Below are 20,623 nucleotides of genomic sequence, written 5' to 3' on the forward strand. Positions count from 1 at the left end.
CACTGAGAGAACTTTGCATCATTGTTCAAAACTACTAATAATCAGTGTATTATGAAACAAACAATCACACTTAGTTTATTACTGCTGGGAGTAGCGGTATTGAGCGGATTTATCATTTCTAAAAATTCAAAGGCAAAAAACATGGAAACAGTTGAAAAAAAGGATGAGTTGATCATCAACACCGGATTTTTTTACATCAAAGATGGAAAAGAAAAAGATTTTGAAATGCTCCGTAGCAGAGGCAACGTTCTATTGGAAAAATATGGTGCTAAAATAGAGCGTGTCATCAAACCACAAATGGTTGCCGTGGGCGAACTGGACCTACCGGATGAAATTCACTTTGCGGTCTATCCCAACCAAGCTGCCAAGGAAGCTTTTGACAAGGATCCTGAATTCCTAAAACTGAAACAGGATTATTTGGCCACTTCCGTGGAAAAAATGTTTGGATTTGTGACCAATAACGATCCTGATTTTAAGTTTTTCCGAGAAATAGGCGACGCTACTAAAACCTATGGTGTAGCCTTAATCTATTACAAAGAAGGAAAACAATACCAAGAGCAGTTTACAGAATACCATAACGCAGCATGCGAAATCATTCCCGAGTTCGGCACCCATTTTGAGCGTTTTCTGATTCCTTTTGGCGCAGCTAACGATTTGGTGGAGCAGCCCAGCGAAATCCATAGATTCTATTTTGATAGTCCAGAGGGAATGCAAAATATGGTAAGTGACCCAAGAATGCAGGCTCTTTTTCCAAAACGTGATGCCAGTTTGAAGAACTTGGTTTTCATCATCGGAGAGGCTCTGCAATAGGACAATCAATTTGTTGGAACAAAAAATGGGGCAAATTGCCCCGTTTTTCATTGTATTAATTTAAAGTAAACCCTTTGCTTTTAATTCTTTCATCTGGGTGAGCACCTTACCTACCGCTTGGGTCATGGATTTTGCTGAGATGGTAGCCCCAGAAATTGCATCTACATCATTGCCGTACTCAATAGTATCTCCCGGTTTTTTGCCTATAAACTGTTTTAACCAGCGCTGGCTTCCAATTTGACGACCATGGTTTTCACGATAAATCAAAACCTTGGCTTTTTTCACATCCAATTCTGGGTCAAAAAGCACCACGTAGTCAAATATATCCTTCATACTGGGTGCTTTTCCCAAATAGGCATACCCCAATACTTCGGATTCCAGTTGAATCTTGAACAAACTGTCTTCTCCAAGATTCAACTCAAGAGGTTGCAATTCAAAACCTTCAACTTCAAAAGTGGTCTGCACAGCATTGTTCAGTTTTTCTTGAAGTTTTGGGGATATCTTGGGTGTATTGGTAAATCCAAAGAAAAAGAAGGCCGTGAAAATCACGGCCAAACCTAAAATTATATTTTTATTTGCCTTCAACACCAGAATTTTCCTCTTTATCAGCAACAAATTTGCCTAGAAGTTCAGTAATCTTTGAGGTATCTGCGTTCATTTTCTCCAATGGATAAAAGTGCATGAACATAGGCTTGTCATCTACTTTCTTCAACAAGGTTAAATCACCCTTTCTATCATAAACTGTATCCCAAGAAGTTCTCACATTGGCCCAAAAATCCTTGTGTGCTTTCCACCAATCTAAAGCAACTTGACATTTGCTGTCATCTACTTTGGTATAGACATTCATACCTTTTTCCTGTGCTAACAATACATCCTCTTTACCATCTTTACGGATAACTTTATCATTATCCTGCTCATGAACCCAACCATAAGAAGTAATTTCTTGGCGATTTCCACGCTTCATCACATTGTAATCGCTTCTTTTGGTATACTCCCTTCTTGGAAGTGGAGAATCTGTTTTGTTCTCCCAGTAATGTTTGCCATCAAAATGAACCCAAGTGGCGGAACCTGAGTAACGAGGACTATCATCCACTTGATAAACTTTTTGTGTCCACTGTCCTTTTACGGCATCTTTCGGTAATTGTTTAAAAACCCAATTGTTGTCCTTGTCATAGTAAAAAACATTCTGGTTTTCATACAACCAATCCTGTCTCCAGTGCTTGATTACCATAGTATCATTCACCACCAATAAATGCTGAATGGATATTTTATCATTTTCATCCGCAATGGGAAGAGCCAGTTCTAAAGCACCTGCGGTGTAATCCATTTTCTTCTCGTAATCTATTTCAGGAGCAAAGGTCTCGGTATACTTAAAAGTTATATCGTAGCAACCGCACATGTCCAAGATGGCCTTTCTATCCTGTTCGTGTTTGTTTTGGGCGTTAGCCATAAAAGCTCCCATCGCAACTAAGGCTATGGAAAGAATTGATTTTTTCATAATGGTGTTGTTAATCGTGTTCAAAAATTGAGATACAAAAATATTAAATTTATTTAGATTCAATTAAAATAAACAATATATTTGCTCACTTTTTAATTCATAATGAGTCTAAATAAGAATTATTTCATTGTTGTACTCCTCACATTTGTAGGGCATTGCACATACGCGCAAGAAAATTCTTTTCCCAAGGATTCCATACATATAAATGAATTGGATGAAGTTATCCTAACTGGCGAAAGCAAAGTGATGTCTTTAAGCAAAAAGTTGTTTGCTGTTGGTGTAGTGGACAAGCAGGACATTGCAAAAGTTGCCGGTAATAACCTAGCCGATATCCTTAATTACAACCTCAACATCACCATCACTCCAGATGCTTCTACGGGGAGGTCAACTGTTACTATGTTCGGTTTGGATGCCCAATATGTAAAAATTCTTATTGATGGTATCCCCATGGCCAGTGATAATGGGGTTGGTAATAACATTGACATTACCCAAATCAATCTAGAAGATGTAGAGCGTATAGAAATTGTAGAGGGATCCATGGGTGTCCTTTATGGGGATAATGCAGTAGCCGGGGTTATCAATATTGTAACCAAAAGAGGTCTGGAAGGTGATTATGCATGGCAGGTTCAGGTTTCAGTACAAGAAGAAACAGTAGGGAATGAATTTTCATTATTCAATCGTGGACGACACATCCAAAATTTTAAGGTCAGTAATCAAATAAATGATAAAATTGGCTACTCCGTTGGTGCATCAAGAAATGATTATGCTGGATTTTACAATACTTATAAAGGCAAGGATTACGTAAACATTCAAGATAATGCAGTAGTTAATGATGGGCTTAGAGGAACGGAATGGAATCCAAAAGAACAACTCACCGCTTTTGGTAACCTTAATGCTACTCTTGGAAAACACAACATCTTTTACAAACTGCAGTATTTTGATGAGTCTGTTAATGTGTATGACCGTAATGTTACCGGAAGGTTGGACTCAGGAACTGGACTGGTCAACCCAACGGCATTGGACGAAATTTATGACACCGACCGTTTAGTCAATAATTTAAATATTTCCGGGCCTGTAAAAGGGTTAACCACTTATAACTTGTCTTTCTCTTACCAAACCCAAAAAAGATATTTTCAGCAATACGTATACAACATCTTACAACGAGGAATAGAATCGTTCATTGCAGATGACCTCAGTCAATCCAGTGATATCTTATATTCGAAAGGTTTTGTGTCGAATATAGTCCCCAAATCTGAATTCTATAACCTTCAGCTGGGCTATGAATTTACTCGACAAACCGGTTTTGATGCCATAGCCACTGGTGAATACTCCACAGATGTAGTAGAAAACACACTGGAAAACTATGATTTTTTCGGAGTGATGGACTTTAACCTAACGGATAAACTATCATTCTATCCTGGTGCTCGATTCACCAACAACACCCAATTTGGCAATAAATTGATTTGGTCCTTGTCATCCACCTATGATTTCACAAATACTTTAAAACTAAAAGCAGTATTTGGGTCGGCTTTTAGAGCCCCAAACTTTGAGGAATTGTTCTTCTATTTTGTCGATGCCAATCACAATGTACAAGGGAACCCAGAACTTCAGCCTGAAGATGGTATTTCCATTTTCCTAAATCTAGAAAACAAGTTTAAAATCAAGGAAAATGGATTGTTGAAATCAGCCATAAAATCCTACTATTTTGACATTCAGGATAAAATTGCAAGTGTTGCAACCACAGATGAGAACGACAGAAGTCTATTCACTTTTGACAATGTGGATTACTCTAGAATACTTGGATTTTCTTGGGAGAACAGTCTAAGAATAGGGCAATGGCAAGTAGGACTTGGAGCCACTTACATGGGAGAATCAACTTCCATAAATGAATCCTCAGAAAGTAACACTGATTATCTGTGGAGTTTTAACCTTCAGTCCAATTTAGGTTACACTATACCTTCTTTGAACACCATAGTATCCGCTCAACTAAAATATAGCGGGAGAACACAAGTGCTATTAGAAGGCACTGATGGGCTTGTTGTAGGGCGAACAGATGATTTCACTTGGATGGACGCTTCTATAAAAACCAATGTAACCAAGGATATGGCAATCACCCTTGGCGCTAGAAATATCTTCGATATTGTTACCGTAAATGCTTCTGATGTGCCCACTGGTGCACATGGTTCCTCTGCAGGTTCAAGTAGGCTATTTGGTAATGGTAGATCATATTACTTAAAACTCTTATACAATTTAAACTTTAATTAAAAACCAATGAAAAAGTTATCTTATTTATACGCAACCTTATTTTTGATAGCTCTGAATTCCTGTAGTAGCGACGATTCAGAAGAGCTGATTGATTTTACAGTTAGCTTTAGCTCAGCAACCATCAGCACTACTGAAGAGGACACTACAAAGGAAATCACCTTGAATTTTTCAAGGGCAGCCACCCAAACTGGCACCATCAATGTTTCCTTTGAAGGTGAAAACACCGTATACGGCACCGACTTTTCTACTTCTCCGGCTGGTAACTCAGGGACAATTGCTGTACCAGTTGCTGAGGGAGACCTGAGCGCCACCATCACTTTTACCAAAATATTAGATCCTATTGAAGGAAATACCAAATCTGTGACTTTTTCCATAGATGGGTTTGACGTTACCGATTGGAGTACAGGGTCCGTAAGTTCATCTACTGTTAGTTTCTCTCCCATTGCTGCACTGAGTGGTATTATAGATTTGGAAACAGGTGGCTCAAATATGCCCAACCAAGTGTATTTCGATTTCAGTACCGGGGTACAAACAGCTGTTCAGAGAGACACTTGGGAAATTGCTCTTTATAATGGAACACAAAACCGCATATATCTAAATGCATCTTTATTAGTGTCTGCCGCAGAGCTATCTGGCATTACTGATCTCCTTTCGGTCACAGAAAGCACCGAACTAACAGAACCTTTAGAGCTTAACACTTTGGATCCCATGACTTTCCAATCAACCCCTGTAACTGTAAATACAGTTGCTGAATTGACCCAAGGACTTCCAGTAGGTTATTTCCAATATGGTAACTTATCAGAAAACATTGTATTTACTGATAATAAAGAAGGTGATTTGGATGGAACTGCTTTTGCTGAAATTTCCACTACTGCCGAAGACAATAATGTTTACATTGTTGGACTAGGCAACTCCATCCCTACTGAAGCTGCAGACCCCGGTAGTATTGATATTACAGGAGACCATAGAGGCTTTATGAAAGTTCGTATTTTGACTGATGGCAATGAATATACCATTCAATATGCTGCTTTGGATGAAACCACTACTATTTCAGAGGTAACCATTCCCAAAGATGATACTTACAACCTAACTGCTTTTAGCCTGACTAATGGGGAAAGTGTAAGTGTAGAGCCAGCAGCAGAACAGTGGGATGTTAACTTTAGCGGTGTTTTCTCTTATTATGGTTATCAAGGCCCTACTTTGGCAGGGTTGACTTATTCAGATTATACTGTCCACAACACGTTAGGTGGTGTAGGACTATATCAAGTTACTACTTATGAAGAAGTGGGTGACGTTGTCACCGAATTTGACGTTCCATCTTATACTGATTTTGCACGTGAAAATGTAGAAGAATCCTCGTTTGTTTATGATGACAGAGCAATTATTGCGAGTGGTTGGAGAGATGCTTTTGGAGGAGTACTTAAAGACGATAGATATTATGTGCTAAAAGACGCTGCGGGCAACTACTATAAAATGATGTTCACAGCCTATGTAAGTAATGAAGGAGAACGTGGTAATGCACAGTTTACCTATGAACGACTTTAATTAGCATTTCATAATCGCTAATCCAAAACTTCAAGTACATGCAGATAAAAAATATAATTCTAGTCATCCTTCGCCTCATTTTGGGCGGGATGATGGTCTACGGAGGTATCCAGAAATTCCAAAAACCTATCCCCTCTCCAGTTGAAGTAGTGGAAAAGGTGGAAAAATTCTCATCGCCAGAAAAGGAAAGCACCCTTCAGAAGATACTGTACATTAGTGGTGCCAAGCAAACCGGATACTTTTGGCAAGTACTGGGAATTTGTGAACTGTTATTTGGCCTGTTGGTATTGCTACAAGGAACCAGTTTTATAGGTGCCGTGTTCTTACTGCCCATCACCCTGCACATTTTTTTGTTCCATTTATTTTTGGAAGGAGATGAACTCAGTGAACTATTGCAGACCGCTGCCCTGTTCTTGATCAATATATTATTGGTACTTAATGAAAAAAGCAAGTGGAGGCATTTGCTTTGGATCAAACCCTTTTAGTTTTAGTTTTTAAGGTTACTTGAAGTGAGTTTGAAAGGAAAACGGGGCAAATTGCCCCGTTTTTTAATATATCTCAAATCAAAAGTGTGTTTTCCATTTTGGAGATGAGAAATTTCTTAATTTAAAAACAATAATTCTCCTAAATTATCGCTACTTATTATTTGACCAATCAATGTATTAAACCAACTATGATTCAACAAATCAAACCTACAGAAGAGTTCAAGTCCAATACAAGCAAAGCCATAATTTCCATTGTATTTTTTGCCATCGTGTACGCCATTATTTTCCTGTTAGCCATAGCCTTAACGACTATATGCGTATACGGGGGTGTTATGCTCGTGATTTCTGCACCAAGATTCATAACCATTGCATTGGGAATTGGCCTAGCAAGTTTAGGTTTTCTAATCCTGTTTTTTCTAATCAAATTTATCTTTAAATCACACAAAATAGACCGTTCTCACTTGGTTGAAATAACTGAAAACGACGAACCTGAACTGTTTAAAATGATTGACGATATAGTTAAAAATGTCGACACCAAATTCCCTAAGAAAGTTTACCTATCGTCTGAAGTAAACGCATCAGTATTTTACGACTCAAATTTTTGGAGCATGTTCTTTCCTATTCGAAAAAGCCTACATATTGGCATTGGTCTGGTCAATTCTGTTACACAAGAAGAACTTAAAGCAGTATTAGCACATGAGTTTGGACATTTTTCACAAAAAACCATGAAAGTTGGCAGCTATGTTTACAATGTAAACCAAGTTATATTCAACATGCTATATGATAATGATAATTACGATAAAGCCGTTCAAAGTTGGGCCAATGTAAGTAGTTATATTGCAATTTTTGTGATTTTAGCTGTAAAAATTATTGATGGTATCAAATGGATACTCATCAAAATGTATGGTATTGTTAACAAGAGTTACATGGGGCTTTCACGAGAAATGGAATTTCATGCTGACGAAATTGCTGCACACATTACCGGTTATGCACCACTTAAAAGTGCTCTTCTTAGATTTCAGCTCGCAGACCATTCTTTGAATGACGTGCTCTCATTTTATGATGGAAAAATATCTAAAAACACCCTAAGCAAGAATGTATTTGCAGAGCAGCATTATGTTATGCAGTTTTTAGCCAAGAACAGTAACCTCAAAATAATAAATGATTTACCCGATGTTACCATTGAGGAGTTAAATAAACTCAACAAATCAAAATTGGTGATTAAAGACCAATGGGCATCCCACCCTAGTACCGAGGACAGAATTGAGAGATTAGAGAAAACGAACATCCAAATTGAAGGAGGAAACAAGGAATCTGCAAACTTGCTGTTCAAGAACATTGAAGCAACACAGCAAAGATTAACCTCAGAGCTGTTCAAAAATGTAAAATTTGAAGGAGAAACATTATTACTTCCCTATCATAAGTTTCAGGAAGAATATAAATCAGATTTTCTAAAGAACAGTTTTTCTAAAGTGTACAATGGCTATTACGATAATAAAAACCCAATGCCAATAGACCTGGATACTTTAGCAACCGAAAATATCAAAGAGTTGGATTCTCTGTTTTCCGATACCCATGTTGGACAAGTGTACACGAGCATTGCACTCCAAAATGACATTGAATCCTTAAAACTTGTCGAAGACAAATCTTTCGGAGTTAAAACATTCGATTATGATGGGAAAAAACACAAACGAAGAGAAAGTAAAAAGTTAGCTGAAACTCTTAGCAAGGAACTTGCTCTGTTGAATGAAAAAATCGCATCAAATGATAGTGAAATTTATTACCATTTCAAGTCAAAAGAACAAAATGTAGGAAATCAGTCAACGCTAAAAAGACTTTATCAACAACTTTTTGACTATGACGTTACCTTCGATAAAAAAATGGAGTTGCCCAATAAAATGAACGAGAAATTACAGTTCATAAACTATACAACACCTTATGAAGACATTAAAAGTAATTTTCGTCATTTGACTTCTTTGGAAAGAGAACTTAAGTTAGAAATAAAAAATCTACTGGCCAACCCCAAGTTCGAAACCGAAATAACGGACAACATTAAAGATAACTTTGACAAATACCTATCTAAGGAATGGGCCTATTTCGGTAGTCAAACTTATTTTGAAGAAAACCTAGGCATACTACTAGGAGCGATTGGAAATTATCAATATCTGCTTTCCAGAGGTTACTTCTTGACAAAAAAAGAACTCTTGGATTATCAAGAAAGTTTGATTGAAAACTAAAAAACAGTCTTCACCGCCTCAACCGTCCGATCTAAATCTTCGTAGCTCAAGGCATCATTTAAAAAGTAGCTTTCAAAAGCTGAAGGTGGCAAATACACTCCTTGCTCCAACATGCCATGGAAATACGTTTTAAAAGTATCGTTATTGCCTTTGGCAGAAGATGCAAAGTCCATTACAGGTTCTTCAGTAAAATGCACAGAGATCATACTACCATATCGGTTGATTTGATGGGCTACACCTTTTTCGGTCAGTACTTCAGCAATGCCGTTATGCAAATGCTCCGTTTTTTGGGCCAAACTGGTAAATATTTCGGGGTTGTTGTTCAATTCGGTGAGCATAGCCAAACCAGCGCTCATGGCCAAAGGGTTACCACTTAGGGTCCCTGCTTGGTACACCGGCCCTTCGGGAGCTAAATGCGACATGATTTCAGCCTTGGCAGCAAATGCACCTACGGGGAGTCCACCTCCTATCACTTTTCCAAACATCACCATATCAGCATCAACACCCAAAGCCTCTTGTGCGCCTCCTTGGCCCAATCTAAAACCTGTCATCACCTCATCAAAGAGCAACAAAATACCTTCTTCCGCACACAGCTTGCGCAATCCATGAATAAATTCATCGGTAGGGATAATGCAGCCCATGTTTCCAGCTACGGGTTCCAAAATAATGGCTGCAATTTCACCTTTATTGGCTTCAGTCAGGGCTTTTACGCTTTCCAAATCGTTATAAGTCGCCAAAAGGGTGTCTTTTGCAGTTCCTTGGGTCACACCCGGACTGTTGGGACTTCCAAAAGTAACTGCTCCACTCCCCGCTTGGATCAAAAAAGCATCGGAATGACCGTGGTAGCAACCCGCAAACTTGATAATTTTGTCCTTCCCGGTATAGCCACGTGCCAAACGCACTGCACTCATACAGGCTTCGGTACCGCTATTCACAAATCTAATTTTATCAATATTCGGCACCATGGAAACGGCCAATTGAGCCAACTCGGTCTCAATTTCTGTCGGCATTCCAAAGGAAGTACCCTTTTTAGCACGCTCAATTACCGCATTGATCACGGGTTCATAGGCATGGCCCAAAATCAGCGGCCCCCAAGAGGCAATGTAATCGATCAATTGGTTGCCATCTTCATCATATAGGTAGGCACCTTTGGCCTCTTTTACAAAAATGGGGTCGCCCCCTACTGCCTTAAATGCCCGCACGGGGGAATTTACCCCTCCGGGGATGTATTTTTTAGCCGCTGCAAAAAGGGCGCTACTTCTTTGGTAAATCATGTGTTTATTTTGAATGCTCAGGTACAGAATACTAATTGAAGTGCAAAAATAAGCATCCTCAGAATGTAAAAGAACTCCAATTACTACAGAGAGTCAATTTGGAATCTTCAAAATTATCTAGTTCTCGACTGCACTCGAACTGACATTCCATGAACCTTAGTGCATTTTGTTATTTCAACACTAAAGAGATATTCAATATCTATATGCTGCTATTATGGAACATCATTTTCGTTTCCCTGAATTTATTTCAGGGTCGCATTTGATGGATTCCAGACGATAAATGGATAATGGGATACCGAAACAAGTTCGGCATGACGCAATTTTACAAGATTTTATTTCAAAATGCACCACGGGGTATTATTTGGTTTTTTCTTTTCGGATGTTGAGCACCTGCCCAATGGAAATGGTGTTGCTCTTCAAATTATTGAGGCGCCTCAACTCTCCTACTGAAATACTATATTTTCTGGATATGCCGTAGAGGGTATCGCCCTTGACCACCACATGGGTGAACACTTCATAGTTTTTAGGCTCCCGAACGGTATCCAAACCTCCTCGCACCACCTCTTCGTCATATTGGTCCAAATCGTAACGCTCAATCAGCGCAATCAACTTCTGTGGATATTTACGGTCAGTGGCATAACCCGCCTGACGCAATCCATAAGCCCATTTTTTATAATCATCTCTCCGGTAATTGAACAAAAAACTATATCTGGACCGTGTGGACAGAAAAATACTGTGATCTCGGAAGGAATACATGGGGTGGTTGTACTTTCTGAAACATTCCCCTTTGGCATCATCATCATGAAAATCGAATTCCCCATCCCAACCAGTATGACATTTGATACCGAAGTGATTATTGGTCTTTCGGGTGAGTTCTCCTCTACCGGAACCGCTTTCCAAAATACCTTGAGCCAAAGTGATACTTGCCGGAATACCAAAGGCACGCATCTCGTATTGGGCCATTTCGGCAAAGGTCTCTATGTATTCTTGGGTATCGGCTATGGGAAAACGCACAAATCGACCTGGATTCTCCGGAAGCGGGTATAATTCCGCTTCTTTTGGACCATCTTTGGGCAGATTGGCATTGGGATTACGAGGGGTTCGGGATTCCACTACAGGCCTACGTTCCTTGGTAACCGTTCTTTTTTTAGACTTACAGCCCGTGACCAATACAACCAACAATACCATATATCCCAAACGTTTCATCATACCATTAATAAGGGTAAATTCTTCTTTTTCAATACAAGGTTCATGCCTTTTATGCCTTGAAGCCCTCCGGTATGGATGGCCAAAATTTGGGTGCCAGGCTCGAACACATTTCTTTTTATCAAATCAAAAATACCAAAAAGCATTTTTCCCGTATAAATGGGATCTAATGGAATTCCGGTTTCAGTGTTAAAATCGTTGATAAAATCAATCAGTTGTTGGTCCACCTTGGCATAACCGCCAAAATGATACTCCAATTGAAGCTTCCAGCGATTATTTTGGGCAAATTTACGGATATCCTCCTGTAGAAAATTGCCCTTCAATGCCGGAAAGCCCCACACGTTTTGATGGGGTTTGGATGCATTGATGAGTCCGGCCAAAGTACCCCCAGTACCTACACAACTGCAAATCATGTCGAAATCAGCATCCGCATTCGTTAAAATCTTTTCACAGCCCTGAACGGCCAAAGCGTTCGTACCGCCTTCGGGCAACTGGTAAAATTCTCCAAAGGTTTCCTTTAATTGTTGATAAAAGGATGGGGTTGTTTTTTCGCGATAAGCACTACGGGATACAAAATGAAACTGCATCCCATGTTGATGGGCCAATTGCAAGGTCGGATTGTCTTGCCAACGGTTTTCCAATTCCTCTCCCCGAACCACTCCAATAGTTTTAAAACCTTGTTCACGACCCACGCAGGCCACCGCAGCAATATGGTTGGAAAAAGCCCCACCAAAGGTGAGCAAGGTGGTTTGCCCCTGTTTTTTCGCTTCCAATACGTTGTATTTGAGCTTTCGATATTTGTTTCCGGAAATTAAAGGATGAATGGTATCCTCCCTTTTGATGTAAAGGGTCACTTCCTTTTCCCGAAGCAGGGGAAAATCCACTTTTTGGTTCGGAATGTTCAAATTATAGGCTTATTGCGTCAAATAATTGAAAAAAGCAAAACTTTTACGTTTGGAAAGATACTCCATATCTCTTTCATTGGCATAGGCCTCCCGCTCAAAACTGATGTTCTGATAAGCACGATAGCTATCCAAATACAACAGGGTGCGCAGCAACCATTCAGCTACATAGAGGATATAAAAGGGTATAATCAACAATTCCTGTTGTTGTTTTAGATGGATACGTTCATGATTTATAAGCACCGCATCAGTCTTAAGGGAATCTTCCTTTAGAATGATAAACGGCCATAGGGACAGGCCTACGTAATTGCGATAAAAAAAGTGTTTAAAAACTAAAATCACTTGCAATCCATCAAAGTATTCTTACAAATATAACTTTTCAAATTCCAGAAAATTGGATTGCACCCTCCTTGTTTTTAACAATTTCGTTGAATAACCTGTTTTCCGTTCCTTACCTTCCACAAGGCATATTGGTCTGAATAGTTTAATTTTATATAGCGAAAACAGTTTTACAACGCATGAAGGAACGGATTCCCCTGGAAGAGGGCGACTATTATCTTTCTGAAGAGGGGTATCGGGTATTCACGGAACAATACCATTTAAAAAGAGGGTATTGCTGTGAAAGTGGTTGCCGACATTGTCCCTATGGATTCAATCAAAAAACTCATAGGAAAAACTAAGCATTCGGCATAATATTTGTGATGATATTTGGGTAATCTCAAAGAATTGAAAAAAGTACTATGAAAAATTTAAAATTATTTACTCTCGTTGCCCTAGCAGTTACCTTCTTGGCTTCCTGCAGCTCAGTAAGGGTGATTTCCGACTACGACAAACAGGCTGACTTTAACACTTACAAAAGTTATGCTTTTTATAAAACAGGTATTGACAAAGCCCAAATCTCCGATTTGGACAAAAAACGCATTTTAAGAGCTATAGATTCCGAACTAAGCTCCCGTGGCTTTGTAAAATCAAAGGACCCAGATGTCCTCATCAGTATATTTACCAAAGAACGTGAACGTGTGGACGTTTACAACAACAACTTTGGCTGGGGCTGGGGCGGTTTTTACAATCCCTGGGTCTGGGGTCCCGGTTGGGGCTGGGGCTGGGGAAACAATGTAAGCACCCGCACCGAAGGCTCTTTATATATTGATGTCATCGATGCCAAAAACAAAGAACTGGTTTGGCAGGGACGTGGCGTTGGCACCTTGAACAATACGAGCAATATTGAGAAAAAAGAAGAGCGTATCAAGGAATTTGTAGCACAAATACTGGAAAAATATCCTCCTGGCCACGAGTTGGCCTCAAACTAAAATATTGAAAGCCGCCCTTTGGGCGGTTTTTTTCATAGCAACGGAAATCCAATCTCGTTTTTTACCTCTTTGAGCACAAAGGCACTTTTAACTGCCCCAATGTTAGGCAGTGAGGCTATCTTCTGCTTTGCAAAATCGTAGTAAGCGTCCAGGTTTTTGACCATTACTTTAAGCAAAAAATCAAACTCCCCTCCCACCACAAAACATTCCACCACCTCGGGAAATTCCTTAACCTGAGCCAAAAAATCGTCCATCAATTCTCCTTTTTGAGCCTCCAGTGATACAAAACCAAATACTGTGATGCTCTGCTCCACCTGCTCTTTATTGATTATGGCAGCATAGTGTTTAATGAACCCCTCTTGCTCCAAACGTCTTATTCGCTCGTAGACGGGAGTTTTGGTCATGTTCAATTGTTTTGCAATGGATTTGGCCACCGTTTTGGCGTCCTTTTCTAAAATTCTAAGAATCTTGCGATCAATCTCATCCAATCGTTGCTGCATGTTTTCCTTTTTATATTATTATTCATTGTTCAATTTACTACTTATTCCCATATATCAGTCTAGTTAAAGTGATTTTTCCTATGATTATTATATCTATAGTTCTTTTAAAACTATATTCTTAATTTTATAGAAATATATTGCGATGAATTTTTATCTGGCCCAAGCCAATATTGCACGTTTCAAAGCTAGTTTGGACAATCCAATCATGAAGGAATTTGTCGATTTCCTAGAACCTGTCAACAAATTGGCCGAAGAAAGTCCAGGCTTTGTATGGAGGCTTAAAGATGAACAAGGAAGATCGGCATCTTACATTGAATCTCCTTTTGGAGATGAGATGATGGCCGTGAACATTTCTGTCTGGGAAAACCTGGAAGCATTGCAAGACTTTGTATACAGCACAGTGCACAGTTATTTTCTGAGAAACAAAAAAAGATGGTTCAACTTAAAAGGCCCTTCGCAGTTTGTAATGTGGTGGATTCCACAAGGTGAAATCCCCTCATTAAAAATGGCCAAGAAAAAATTGGAACTATTGGAAATCAACGGGTCTTCACCTGAAGCCTTTTCCATAAAGGAGATGTATAATGAACATGGGAAGAAAATCGAATAAATCAAAGGTCATGACTAAATCCAAATACGAATCCAATCCCATTCTGGATAAACTCCCAGAACATCTAAAGCAATACATCAAACCTCAGAACTATGAGGATTATTCTGCTATTGACCAAGCTGTTTGGCGCTATGTGATGCGTAAAAATGTGGACTATTTAAGTAAAGTGGCCCATAAATCTTACGTGGAAGGGTTAGAGAAGACAGGAATCTCCATTGACCATATTCCCAATATGTATGGAATGAATCGCATCTTGAAGGAAATAGGCTGGGCTGCCGTAGCCGTGGATGGATTTATCCCCCCTTCGGCCTTTATGGAATTTCAAGCTTACAATGTATTGGTGATTGCTTCGGACATTCGCCAACTTGAAAATATTGAGTACACTCCGGCCCCGGATATTATCCATGAAGGCGCAGGACATGCCCCTATTATTGCCAATCCAGAATATGCTGAATATCTAAGACGTTTTGGTGAAATTGGCTGTAAGGCCATTTCCAGTGCCAAGGATTATGAGTTGTATGATGCTGTACGACATCTCTCTATCATTAAAGAGGCACATGGCACCCCTAAATCGGAAATTGAAGCTGCTGAAAAAAAGATTGAAGACCTTCAAAACAATATGGGAGAGCCCAGTGAGATGGCACTTATCCGCAATCTGCATTGGTGGACTGTAGAATACGGACTCATCGGCACCGTGGAAAACCCAAAAATTTATGGAGCTGGACTCCTTTCTTCCATTGGAGAAAGCGCATGGTGTATGACCGATGAAGTCAAAAAACTTCCATACTCCATTGAAGCGGCCCGTACTGGTTTTGATATAACCAAACCTCAACCACAATTGTTTGTAACGCCAGATTTTGCCTTTTTAAGTCAGGTTTTGGAAGATTTTGCCAACACCATGGCCCTTCGTACCGGGGGACTTTCTGGAGCAAAAAAATTGATTGATTCCAAAGCTTTGGGTACGATGGAACTGAGTACAGGAATCCAAATTTCAGGAAAGTTTCATGAGGTCATTGAGCATAATGGAAACCCCATTTATCTCAAAACAAAAGGGCCTACCGCATTGGCCTATCGAGATAAAGAACTTGTAGGTCATGGAACTTTGTACCATTCTGAAGGTTTTGGAACGCCCATTGGAAAGCTCAAAGGCATCAATTTGACCATTGAAGATATGGCCCCAAGAGATTTGAGGGCTTATAATATTTATGAAGGGGAACACGTTTGTCTGGAATTTGAAGGAGGCGTTAAGGTTGAAGGAACCATTGTAACCGGCACCAGAAATCTTATGGGCAAAATCATACTCATCACTTTTAAAAATTGCAAGGTTACCCATAATGATGACATCTTATTTCTGCCTGAATGGGGGCAATACGATATGGCAGTGGGACAAGAAGTAGTATCAGCTTACAATGGACCAGCAGATTTGGCGAGTTTTAATTTGATTTCGCACGAACTTTCTGAAACCACCATTAAAAGGGAGGAAGATTTGGAAAGAACCAAACTGGAAGAATATTACCAAAGGGTAAGGGATTATCGTGAGGATATCAACACTTTTATATCCCGAAGCAAACTTTTTGAAGAGATTCAAAATCAATTCCCAGAAGATTGGTTATTGCCCGTAGAGCTCTATGAATTGGCCAAGCAAGGACAGAAAGAGCATTTGGCCAATGACATTAAATTACATTTGGAGGAAATCAAAAAAACAAGACCGGATATAGGGCATCTGATTGATGATGGCGCACTACTAATCGACAAGAGTTTTTCCCAAATCCAATAATTCTTGCTGGGAAGTAATATCGGTTGAATTGTAAACCAAGGTCCACCCCAAAGAATTAGTGAGCACATAAATTCTTGAAAGTTCGCTAATCAAGCGATTTTCCGCATTGGATTTTAAGGAAGAGACCTCTATTTTTTGCCGTAAGGAAGCGTTTACGTTTCGTTTGATTTCATTATAGTCATCAGCGTTAAACGGATTAAAATAGTCCGCGGTAACATCATAATATTCAAAATCTGGATTGACCTTGATTTCTGGTTGGGGAATCTGTGTAATTCGAACTTGCTTATTGATCTCATCTACTTCGTAATTGATTTTTGACAAATCGTACGCCACAGTAACTTCTGCATTCACAACCACCAGAGCTTTTTTATCTGCCGTTAGGAAGGAACCAAAAAGTTCTTTGGAGTCCTTGTAATTATAGACCTCCACAAAATGGCCTTCGGTCACAACAAGTTTAGAAACATTTTTGAGCTCCTGTTGGATAAGCATAGAATTTTCCTCAAGGATTTTTTGCTCGCTTCTATAATCCGTGCACGATTTATAAATCAATATAGAAGTCAAGGCAATAATCGCTCCAACCAGTACTTTCCTCATCTATTCGAATTTCATAAATGGATACCTCTCTTGAAGATACGCAATTTTCGCCGCTAAGGATTCTTTAAACTTTTGATGAGCCTCAGAATCCGCATTAAAGGGACGATGTTGCAATCCCTTTTGAATAGCTTCTACCTCATCCATAATTGCCAGACAATCCGAAGAAATCCAAACTGCCTTGAACTTTTCCCAAATGTAATCGACCGCCAGTTCATTGGGATGCACCATATCATTTTTATAAAACCGATAGTCCCTAAGCTCATCCATGACAATTTCATATGCTGGAAAATAAGACACTGCCAGCTCTTCTCGAAATTCATGCACTGCTGTAATCAAGTTGGCTTTGCTTCTTTGGTTTTCAACAAATCCGTCCTTAAGGTGCCGAACTGGTGAAATGGTAAAAACCAATTGCGCATTGGGGTTCACTCCTTGGACCATAGCAACTACCTTCTCCAAACTTTTTTTGATAACTGCTGCCGATACCAATTCTTTGGAAAATTCTTTTTGAGGCACTTTGTGGCAATTGGCCACCACTTTATCCAATCCTTTGTGATGATATACCCATGAAGTACCCAAGGTTATGAAAACATGGGAAGCATTTTCAATGGCATTCTTTGTTTTAGCCAAACTTTCATTCAGCATTTTCACCAATTCTTTACTACTATTGGCCCGTAAATCTGAATGGGCTTCAAAACATTGCCAAATCCCATCTCGTTCAAACACTTCGCTTTCTGAAAAAAAGCGATTAGCAAGGGAACGCTCCACCAAATTTTCAATAGCCAAGGGGTGGAATAAAATCCCTAAAGGATTTTGAAGCTGTTGGAACTTATAATAATTGAGTTTGCCGCCTATGTTTTCCACAAAACATGACCCCAACAATAGCAGTTTACTTCCATAATCGATTTGATGCCCTGCATTTTGAAGTGGTATGGTGGTTTGAAGTTTCATTAGGAAATATACTCCTTGGCTTTCTCTAAAGCTTCTGGGATACCTGCCGCATTTTTACCTCCTGCAGTCGCAAAGAAGGGCTGTCCGCCCCCACCACCTTGAATGTGCTTGCCCAACTCTCGGACAATGGCTCCCGCATTCAATCCATTATTGGACACCAACTCTTTGGAAATGTAGCAAGAAAGCAAAGCTTTACCCTCTTTTTCAGCACCTAAAAGCAAAAATAAATTGGAAAACTGCCCCCCTATTTCAAAAGAAAGATTCTTAAGGCCAGCTGCATCCAAATCCACCTTTTTGGCCAAAAACTGAACTCCATTGACTTCTTCTATTTCAGAAATCAATTCATTTTTAAGCCCTTTGGCCTTAGCCTTCAACAATTGCTCTATTTGTTTTTTAAGCACTGTATTTTCCTCCTGCAAACTGGTTACGGCTTTCACAGGATTTTTAGCATTGTTCAAAAGGTCCTTGATTTCAAAGAGCATTCGATTATTCTTGAAATAGAACTCTTTGACCATATCAGAAGTGATGGCCTCTATTCTTCGGATACCGGCTGCGACCGCACCTTCGGAAACAATCTTAAAATGCCATATATCCGCAGTGTTTTTAACATGCGTACCTCCACAAAGTTCAACGGACTGCCCAAAACGAATGGTCCGTACCGTGTCACCATATTTTTCACCAAAAAGCGCAATGGCCCCTTGTTCCATGGCCTCCTTCATGGATACACTTCTATTTTCTTCAAGAGGCAATTGTCCTTCAATACGGGCATTGACAAAATTCTCCACATCCCGAAGCTCCTCCACGGTAAGCTTGGAAAAATGTGAAAAATCGAAACGTAAGTGTTTGGAATGTACCGCCGAACCTTTTTGCTCTACATGGTTACCCAAAACTTCACGCAATGCTTGATGCAACAAATGCGTGGCCGTATGGTTACTAGCGGTTCTCCAACGCTGCTTTTTATCTACCACGGCCTTAAAGGTTCCCGAAACATCCTTGGGAAGACTTTCGGAGAAATGGACAATTTCATTGTTTTCCCTTTTCGTATCCAAAATATAAATCACATCTCCGTTCGAAGCTTCCAAATAACCTTTATCTCCCACTTGACCTCCTCCTTCAGCATAAAAAGGGGTCAGATTAAATACCATTTGATATTGTTCCCCTCCCTTTTTACTGGTCACCTTTCGATACTTCACCATTTTCACCTCAACCTCCAAACTATCATACCCAATGAATTCTTGCTCAAAATCATCACGCAAAACCGTCCAATCTTCTTTGGAAACTTCTGAAGCTGCCCTAGAACGGTCCTTTTGTTGTTTTAAGGCCTTTTCAAAGCCCTCCATATCCAAGTGATAGCCTTTTTCTTCAAGAATCAAAGAAGTTAAATCAATTGGAAAACCAAATGTATCATAGAGTTCAAAGGCTTTTTCTCCATCTATAGTTTTATCCTTGGAGGATTTGATAACGGAATCCAACAACACCAATCCTTGTTCTAGGGTGCTTAAAAAAGAACTTTCCTCTTCTTTCACTACATTCTCAATCAAATGCAACTGTTCTTGAAGCTCTGGGAAAGCTTTGCCCATGGTTTCCCCCAACACTTTTACCAGTCTGTAAATAAAAGGCTTGTTGGTATCGAGGAAGGTAAATCCATACCGTATGGCCCTTCTCAAAATTCTACGGATGACATAGCCAGCGCCTGTATTGCTGGGCAATTGTCCGTCAGCAATGGAAAAAGCAACTGCTCGAATATGGTCGGCAACAACCCTAATGGCAATATCTGTTTGCTCGTTCTTACCGTATTTATGCGCCGTGATTGTTTCGATTTCACGAATCAATGGCGTAAAAACATCGGTATCATAATTGGACTGAACTCCTTGCAACACCATGCACAAACGTTCAAAGCCCATTCCAGTATCCACATGTTTTTCGGGAAGGTTCTCCAGACTTCCATCAGCTTTTCTGTTGTACTGCATGAAAACAAGATTCCATATTTCCACTACCTGCGGATGATCTTGATTCACCAATGAAGCTCCAGAAACTTTTGCTTTTTCTTGCGCTGACCTAATATCTACATGGATTTCAGAACAGGGACCGCACGGACCTTGGTCGCCCATTTCCCAAAAATTATCCTTTTTATTGCCCATGATAATCCTGTCTTCCGGCACAATGGCTTTCCAAAAATCAAAAGCTTCTTTGTCCATTTCCAGTTTATCAGCATCATCACTACCTTCAAATACCGAAACATAAAGACTATCCTTGTCTATCTTAAGAACTTCAGTCAACAATTCCCAAGCCCATTGAATGGCCTCTTTCTTGAAATAATCCCCGAAGCTCCAATTCCCCAACATCTCAAACATGGTATGGTGGTAGGTATCCTTGCCCACTTCATCCAAGTCGTTATGCTTTCCACTCACCCGAAGACACTTTTGTGTATCTGCAACCCGTTTATCTTTTGATACTGAGTTTCCTAAGAAAAATTCTTTAAATTGATTCATTCCCGCATTGGTGAACATCAGGGTTGGATCATCTTTCATCACCATAGGTGCAGAGGGCACTATTTTATGGTTTTTTCCCTTGAAAAATTCTAAAAATCGGGTTCTGACTTCTTGGGATGTCATTGGAAATGCTAGGGTTTTATTAAATTTAACACTTTAACCGAAACAATTTT

The 20,623-nt window shown here is 39.6% G+C and carries 19 protein-coding genes; 9 read left to right on the plus strand and 10 right to left on the minus strand.

Going from position 1 to position 20,623, the window contains the following annotated elements; all coding sequences use genetic code 11:
- Positions 1-51 precede the first annotated feature (51 nt).
- Positions 52-810 carry a hypothetical protein gene (locus tag HJC33_RS00575; RefSeq protein WP_171656844.1) on the plus strand — a complete coding sequence of 253 codons (759 nt, stop codon included), beginning with the start codon at positions 52-54 and terminating at the stop codon, positions 808-810.
- Positions 811-870: 60 nt separating this feature from the next.
- On the opposite strand, the gene HJC33_RS00580 is transcribed toward HJC33_RS00575, so the two are convergent.
- Both HJC33_RS00580 and HJC33_RS00585 read right to left on the minus strand, forming a co-directional pair.
- Positions 871-1,395, minus strand: coding sequence for an FMN-binding protein (locus HJC33_RS00580; protein ID WP_171656845.1), 525 nt, complete (start codon positions 1,393-1,395; stop codon positions 871-873).
- On the minus strand, positions 1,382-2,308 hold the full coding sequence (locus HJC33_RS00585; RefSeq protein WP_171656846.1) for a DUF6607 family protein: 927 nt from the start codon (positions 2,306-2,308) through the stop codon (positions 1,382-1,384). Before HJC33_RS00585 ends, HJC33_RS00580 begins: the two co-directional genes overlap by 14 nt.
- 102 nt (positions 2,309-2,410) lie before the next feature.
- Between HJC33_RS00585 and HJC33_RS00590 the strand changes: the two genes are divergently transcribed.
- The 4 genes from HJC33_RS00590 (at position 2,411) to HJC33_RS00605 (ending at position 8,840) form a co-directional block, all read left to right on the plus strand.
- A complete protein-coding gene (locus HJC33_RS00590) occupies positions 2,411-4,573 on the plus strand; it encodes a TonB-dependent receptor plug domain-containing protein (protein ID WP_171656847.1) in 2,163 nt (720 codons plus the stop codon).
- Between the two features lie 6 nt (positions 4,574-4,579).
- Positions 4,580-6,118: an HmuY family protein gene (locus tag HJC33_RS00595; protein WP_171656848.1), complete on the plus strand. Its 1,539-nt coding sequence runs from the start codon at positions 4,580-4,582 to the stop codon at positions 6,116-6,118.
- 38 nt (positions 6,119-6,156) lie between these two features.
- The gene (locus HJC33_RS00600; protein WP_171656849.1) at positions 6,157-6,603 is read left to right on the plus strand and encodes a DoxX family membrane protein; all 447 of its coding nucleotides are present in this window, start codon (positions 6,157-6,159) and stop codon (positions 6,601-6,603) included.
- A gap of 188 nt (positions 6,604-6,791) precedes the next feature.
- The gene (locus HJC33_RS00605) at positions 6,792-8,840 is read left to right on the plus strand and encodes a M48 family metalloprotease (RefSeq protein WP_171656850.1); all 2,049 of its coding nucleotides are present in this window, start codon (positions 6,792-6,794) and stop codon (positions 8,838-8,840) included.
- On the opposite strand, the gene hemL is transcribed toward HJC33_RS00605, so the two are convergent.
- From hemL to HJC33_RS00625, 4 genes are all read right to left on the minus strand, one after another.
- Positions 8,837-10,114, minus strand: coding sequence for a glutamate-1-semialdehyde 2,1-aminomutase (gene hemL, locus HJC33_RS00610; protein ID WP_171656851.1), 1,278 nt, complete (start codon positions 10,112-10,114; stop codon positions 8,837-8,839). The two genes, HJC33_RS00605 and hemL, sit on opposite strands and share 4 nt — an antisense overlap.
- A 357-nt stretch (positions 10,115-10,471) precedes the next feature.
- On the minus strand, positions 10,472-11,323 hold the full coding sequence (locus HJC33_RS00615) for a glucosaminidase domain-containing protein (RefSeq protein ID WP_171656852.1): 852 nt from the start codon (positions 11,321-11,323) through the stop codon (positions 10,472-10,474).
- On the minus strand, positions 11,320-12,204 hold the full coding sequence (locus HJC33_RS00620) for a 1-aminocyclopropane-1-carboxylate deaminase/D-cysteine desulfhydrase (protein WP_272620901.1): 885 nt from the start codon (positions 12,202-12,204) through the stop codon (positions 11,320-11,322). Before HJC33_RS00620 ends, HJC33_RS00615 begins: the two co-directional genes overlap by 4 nt.
- A 30-nt stretch (positions 12,205-12,234) precedes the next feature.
- Positions 12,235-12,564, minus strand: coding sequence for a hypothetical protein (locus HJC33_RS00625; protein WP_171656968.1), 330 nt, complete (start codon positions 12,562-12,564; stop codon positions 12,235-12,237).
- A gap of 176 nt (positions 12,565-12,740) precedes the next feature.
- On the opposite strand from HJC33_RS00625, the gene HJC33_RS00630 reads away from it, so the two are divergent.
- Entirely contained in the window at positions 12,741-12,902 is a 162-nt protein-coding gene (locus tag HJC33_RS00630) for a DUF5522 domain-containing protein (protein ID WP_171656854.1), read from the plus strand.
- A 60-nt stretch (positions 12,903-12,962) separates the two neighbouring features.
- The gene (locus HJC33_RS00635) at positions 12,963-13,532 is read left to right on the plus strand and encodes a DUF4136 domain-containing protein (RefSeq protein ID WP_171656855.1); all 570 of its coding nucleotides are present in this window, start codon (positions 12,963-12,965) and stop codon (positions 13,530-13,532) included.
- A gap of 32 nt (positions 13,533-13,564) precedes the next feature.
- On the opposite strand, the gene HJC33_RS00640 is transcribed toward HJC33_RS00635, so the two are convergent.
- Positions 13,565-14,032, minus strand: coding sequence for an Lrp/AsnC family transcriptional regulator (locus HJC33_RS00640; RefSeq protein ID WP_171656856.1), 468 nt, complete (start codon positions 14,030-14,032; stop codon positions 13,565-13,567).
- A 142-nt stretch (positions 14,033-14,174) separates the two neighbouring features.
- Between HJC33_RS00640 and HJC33_RS00645 the strand changes: the two genes are divergently transcribed.
- Positions 14,175-14,639, plus strand: a complete 465-nt coding sequence (locus tag HJC33_RS00645; RefSeq protein WP_171656857.1) for a DUF3291 domain-containing protein — start codon at positions 14,175-14,177, stop codon at positions 14,637-14,639.
- Between the two features lie 10 nt (positions 14,640-14,649).
- On the plus strand, positions 14,650-16,416 hold the full coding sequence (locus HJC33_RS00650; protein WP_171656858.1) for an aromatic amino acid hydroxylase: 1,767 nt from the start codon (positions 14,650-14,652) through the stop codon (positions 16,414-16,416).
- Here HJC33_RS00650 and HJC33_RS00655 read toward each other — a convergent pair.
- From HJC33_RS00655 to alaS, 3 genes are read right to left on the minus strand one after another with little or no spacing between them, the layout of a single operon-like run.
- Positions 16,384-17,010 carry a DUF4230 domain-containing protein gene (locus HJC33_RS00655; RefSeq protein ID WP_171656859.1) on the minus strand — a complete coding sequence of 209 codons (627 nt, stop codon included), beginning with the start codon at positions 17,008-17,010 and terminating at the stop codon, positions 16,384-16,386. The two genes, HJC33_RS00650 and HJC33_RS00655, sit on opposite strands and share 33 nt — an antisense overlap.
- A complete protein-coding gene (locus tag HJC33_RS00660) occupies positions 17,011-17,958 on the minus strand; it encodes a GSCFA domain-containing protein (protein WP_171656860.1) in 948 nt (315 codons plus the stop codon).
- Positions 17,958-20,573: an alanine--tRNA ligase gene (gene alaS, locus HJC33_RS00665; protein WP_171656861.1), complete on the minus strand. Its 2,616-nt coding sequence runs from the start codon at positions 20,571-20,573 to the stop codon at positions 17,958-17,960. Before alaS ends, HJC33_RS00660 begins: the two co-directional genes overlap by 1 nt.
- Between the last annotated feature and the right edge of the window lie 50 nt (positions 20,574-20,623).

The organism is Flagellimonas amphidinii (assembly GCF_013090115.1).
Classification (GTDB): domain Bacteria; phylum Bacteroidota; class Bacteroidia; order Flavobacteriales; family Flavobacteriaceae; genus Flagellimonas; species Flagellimonas amphidinii.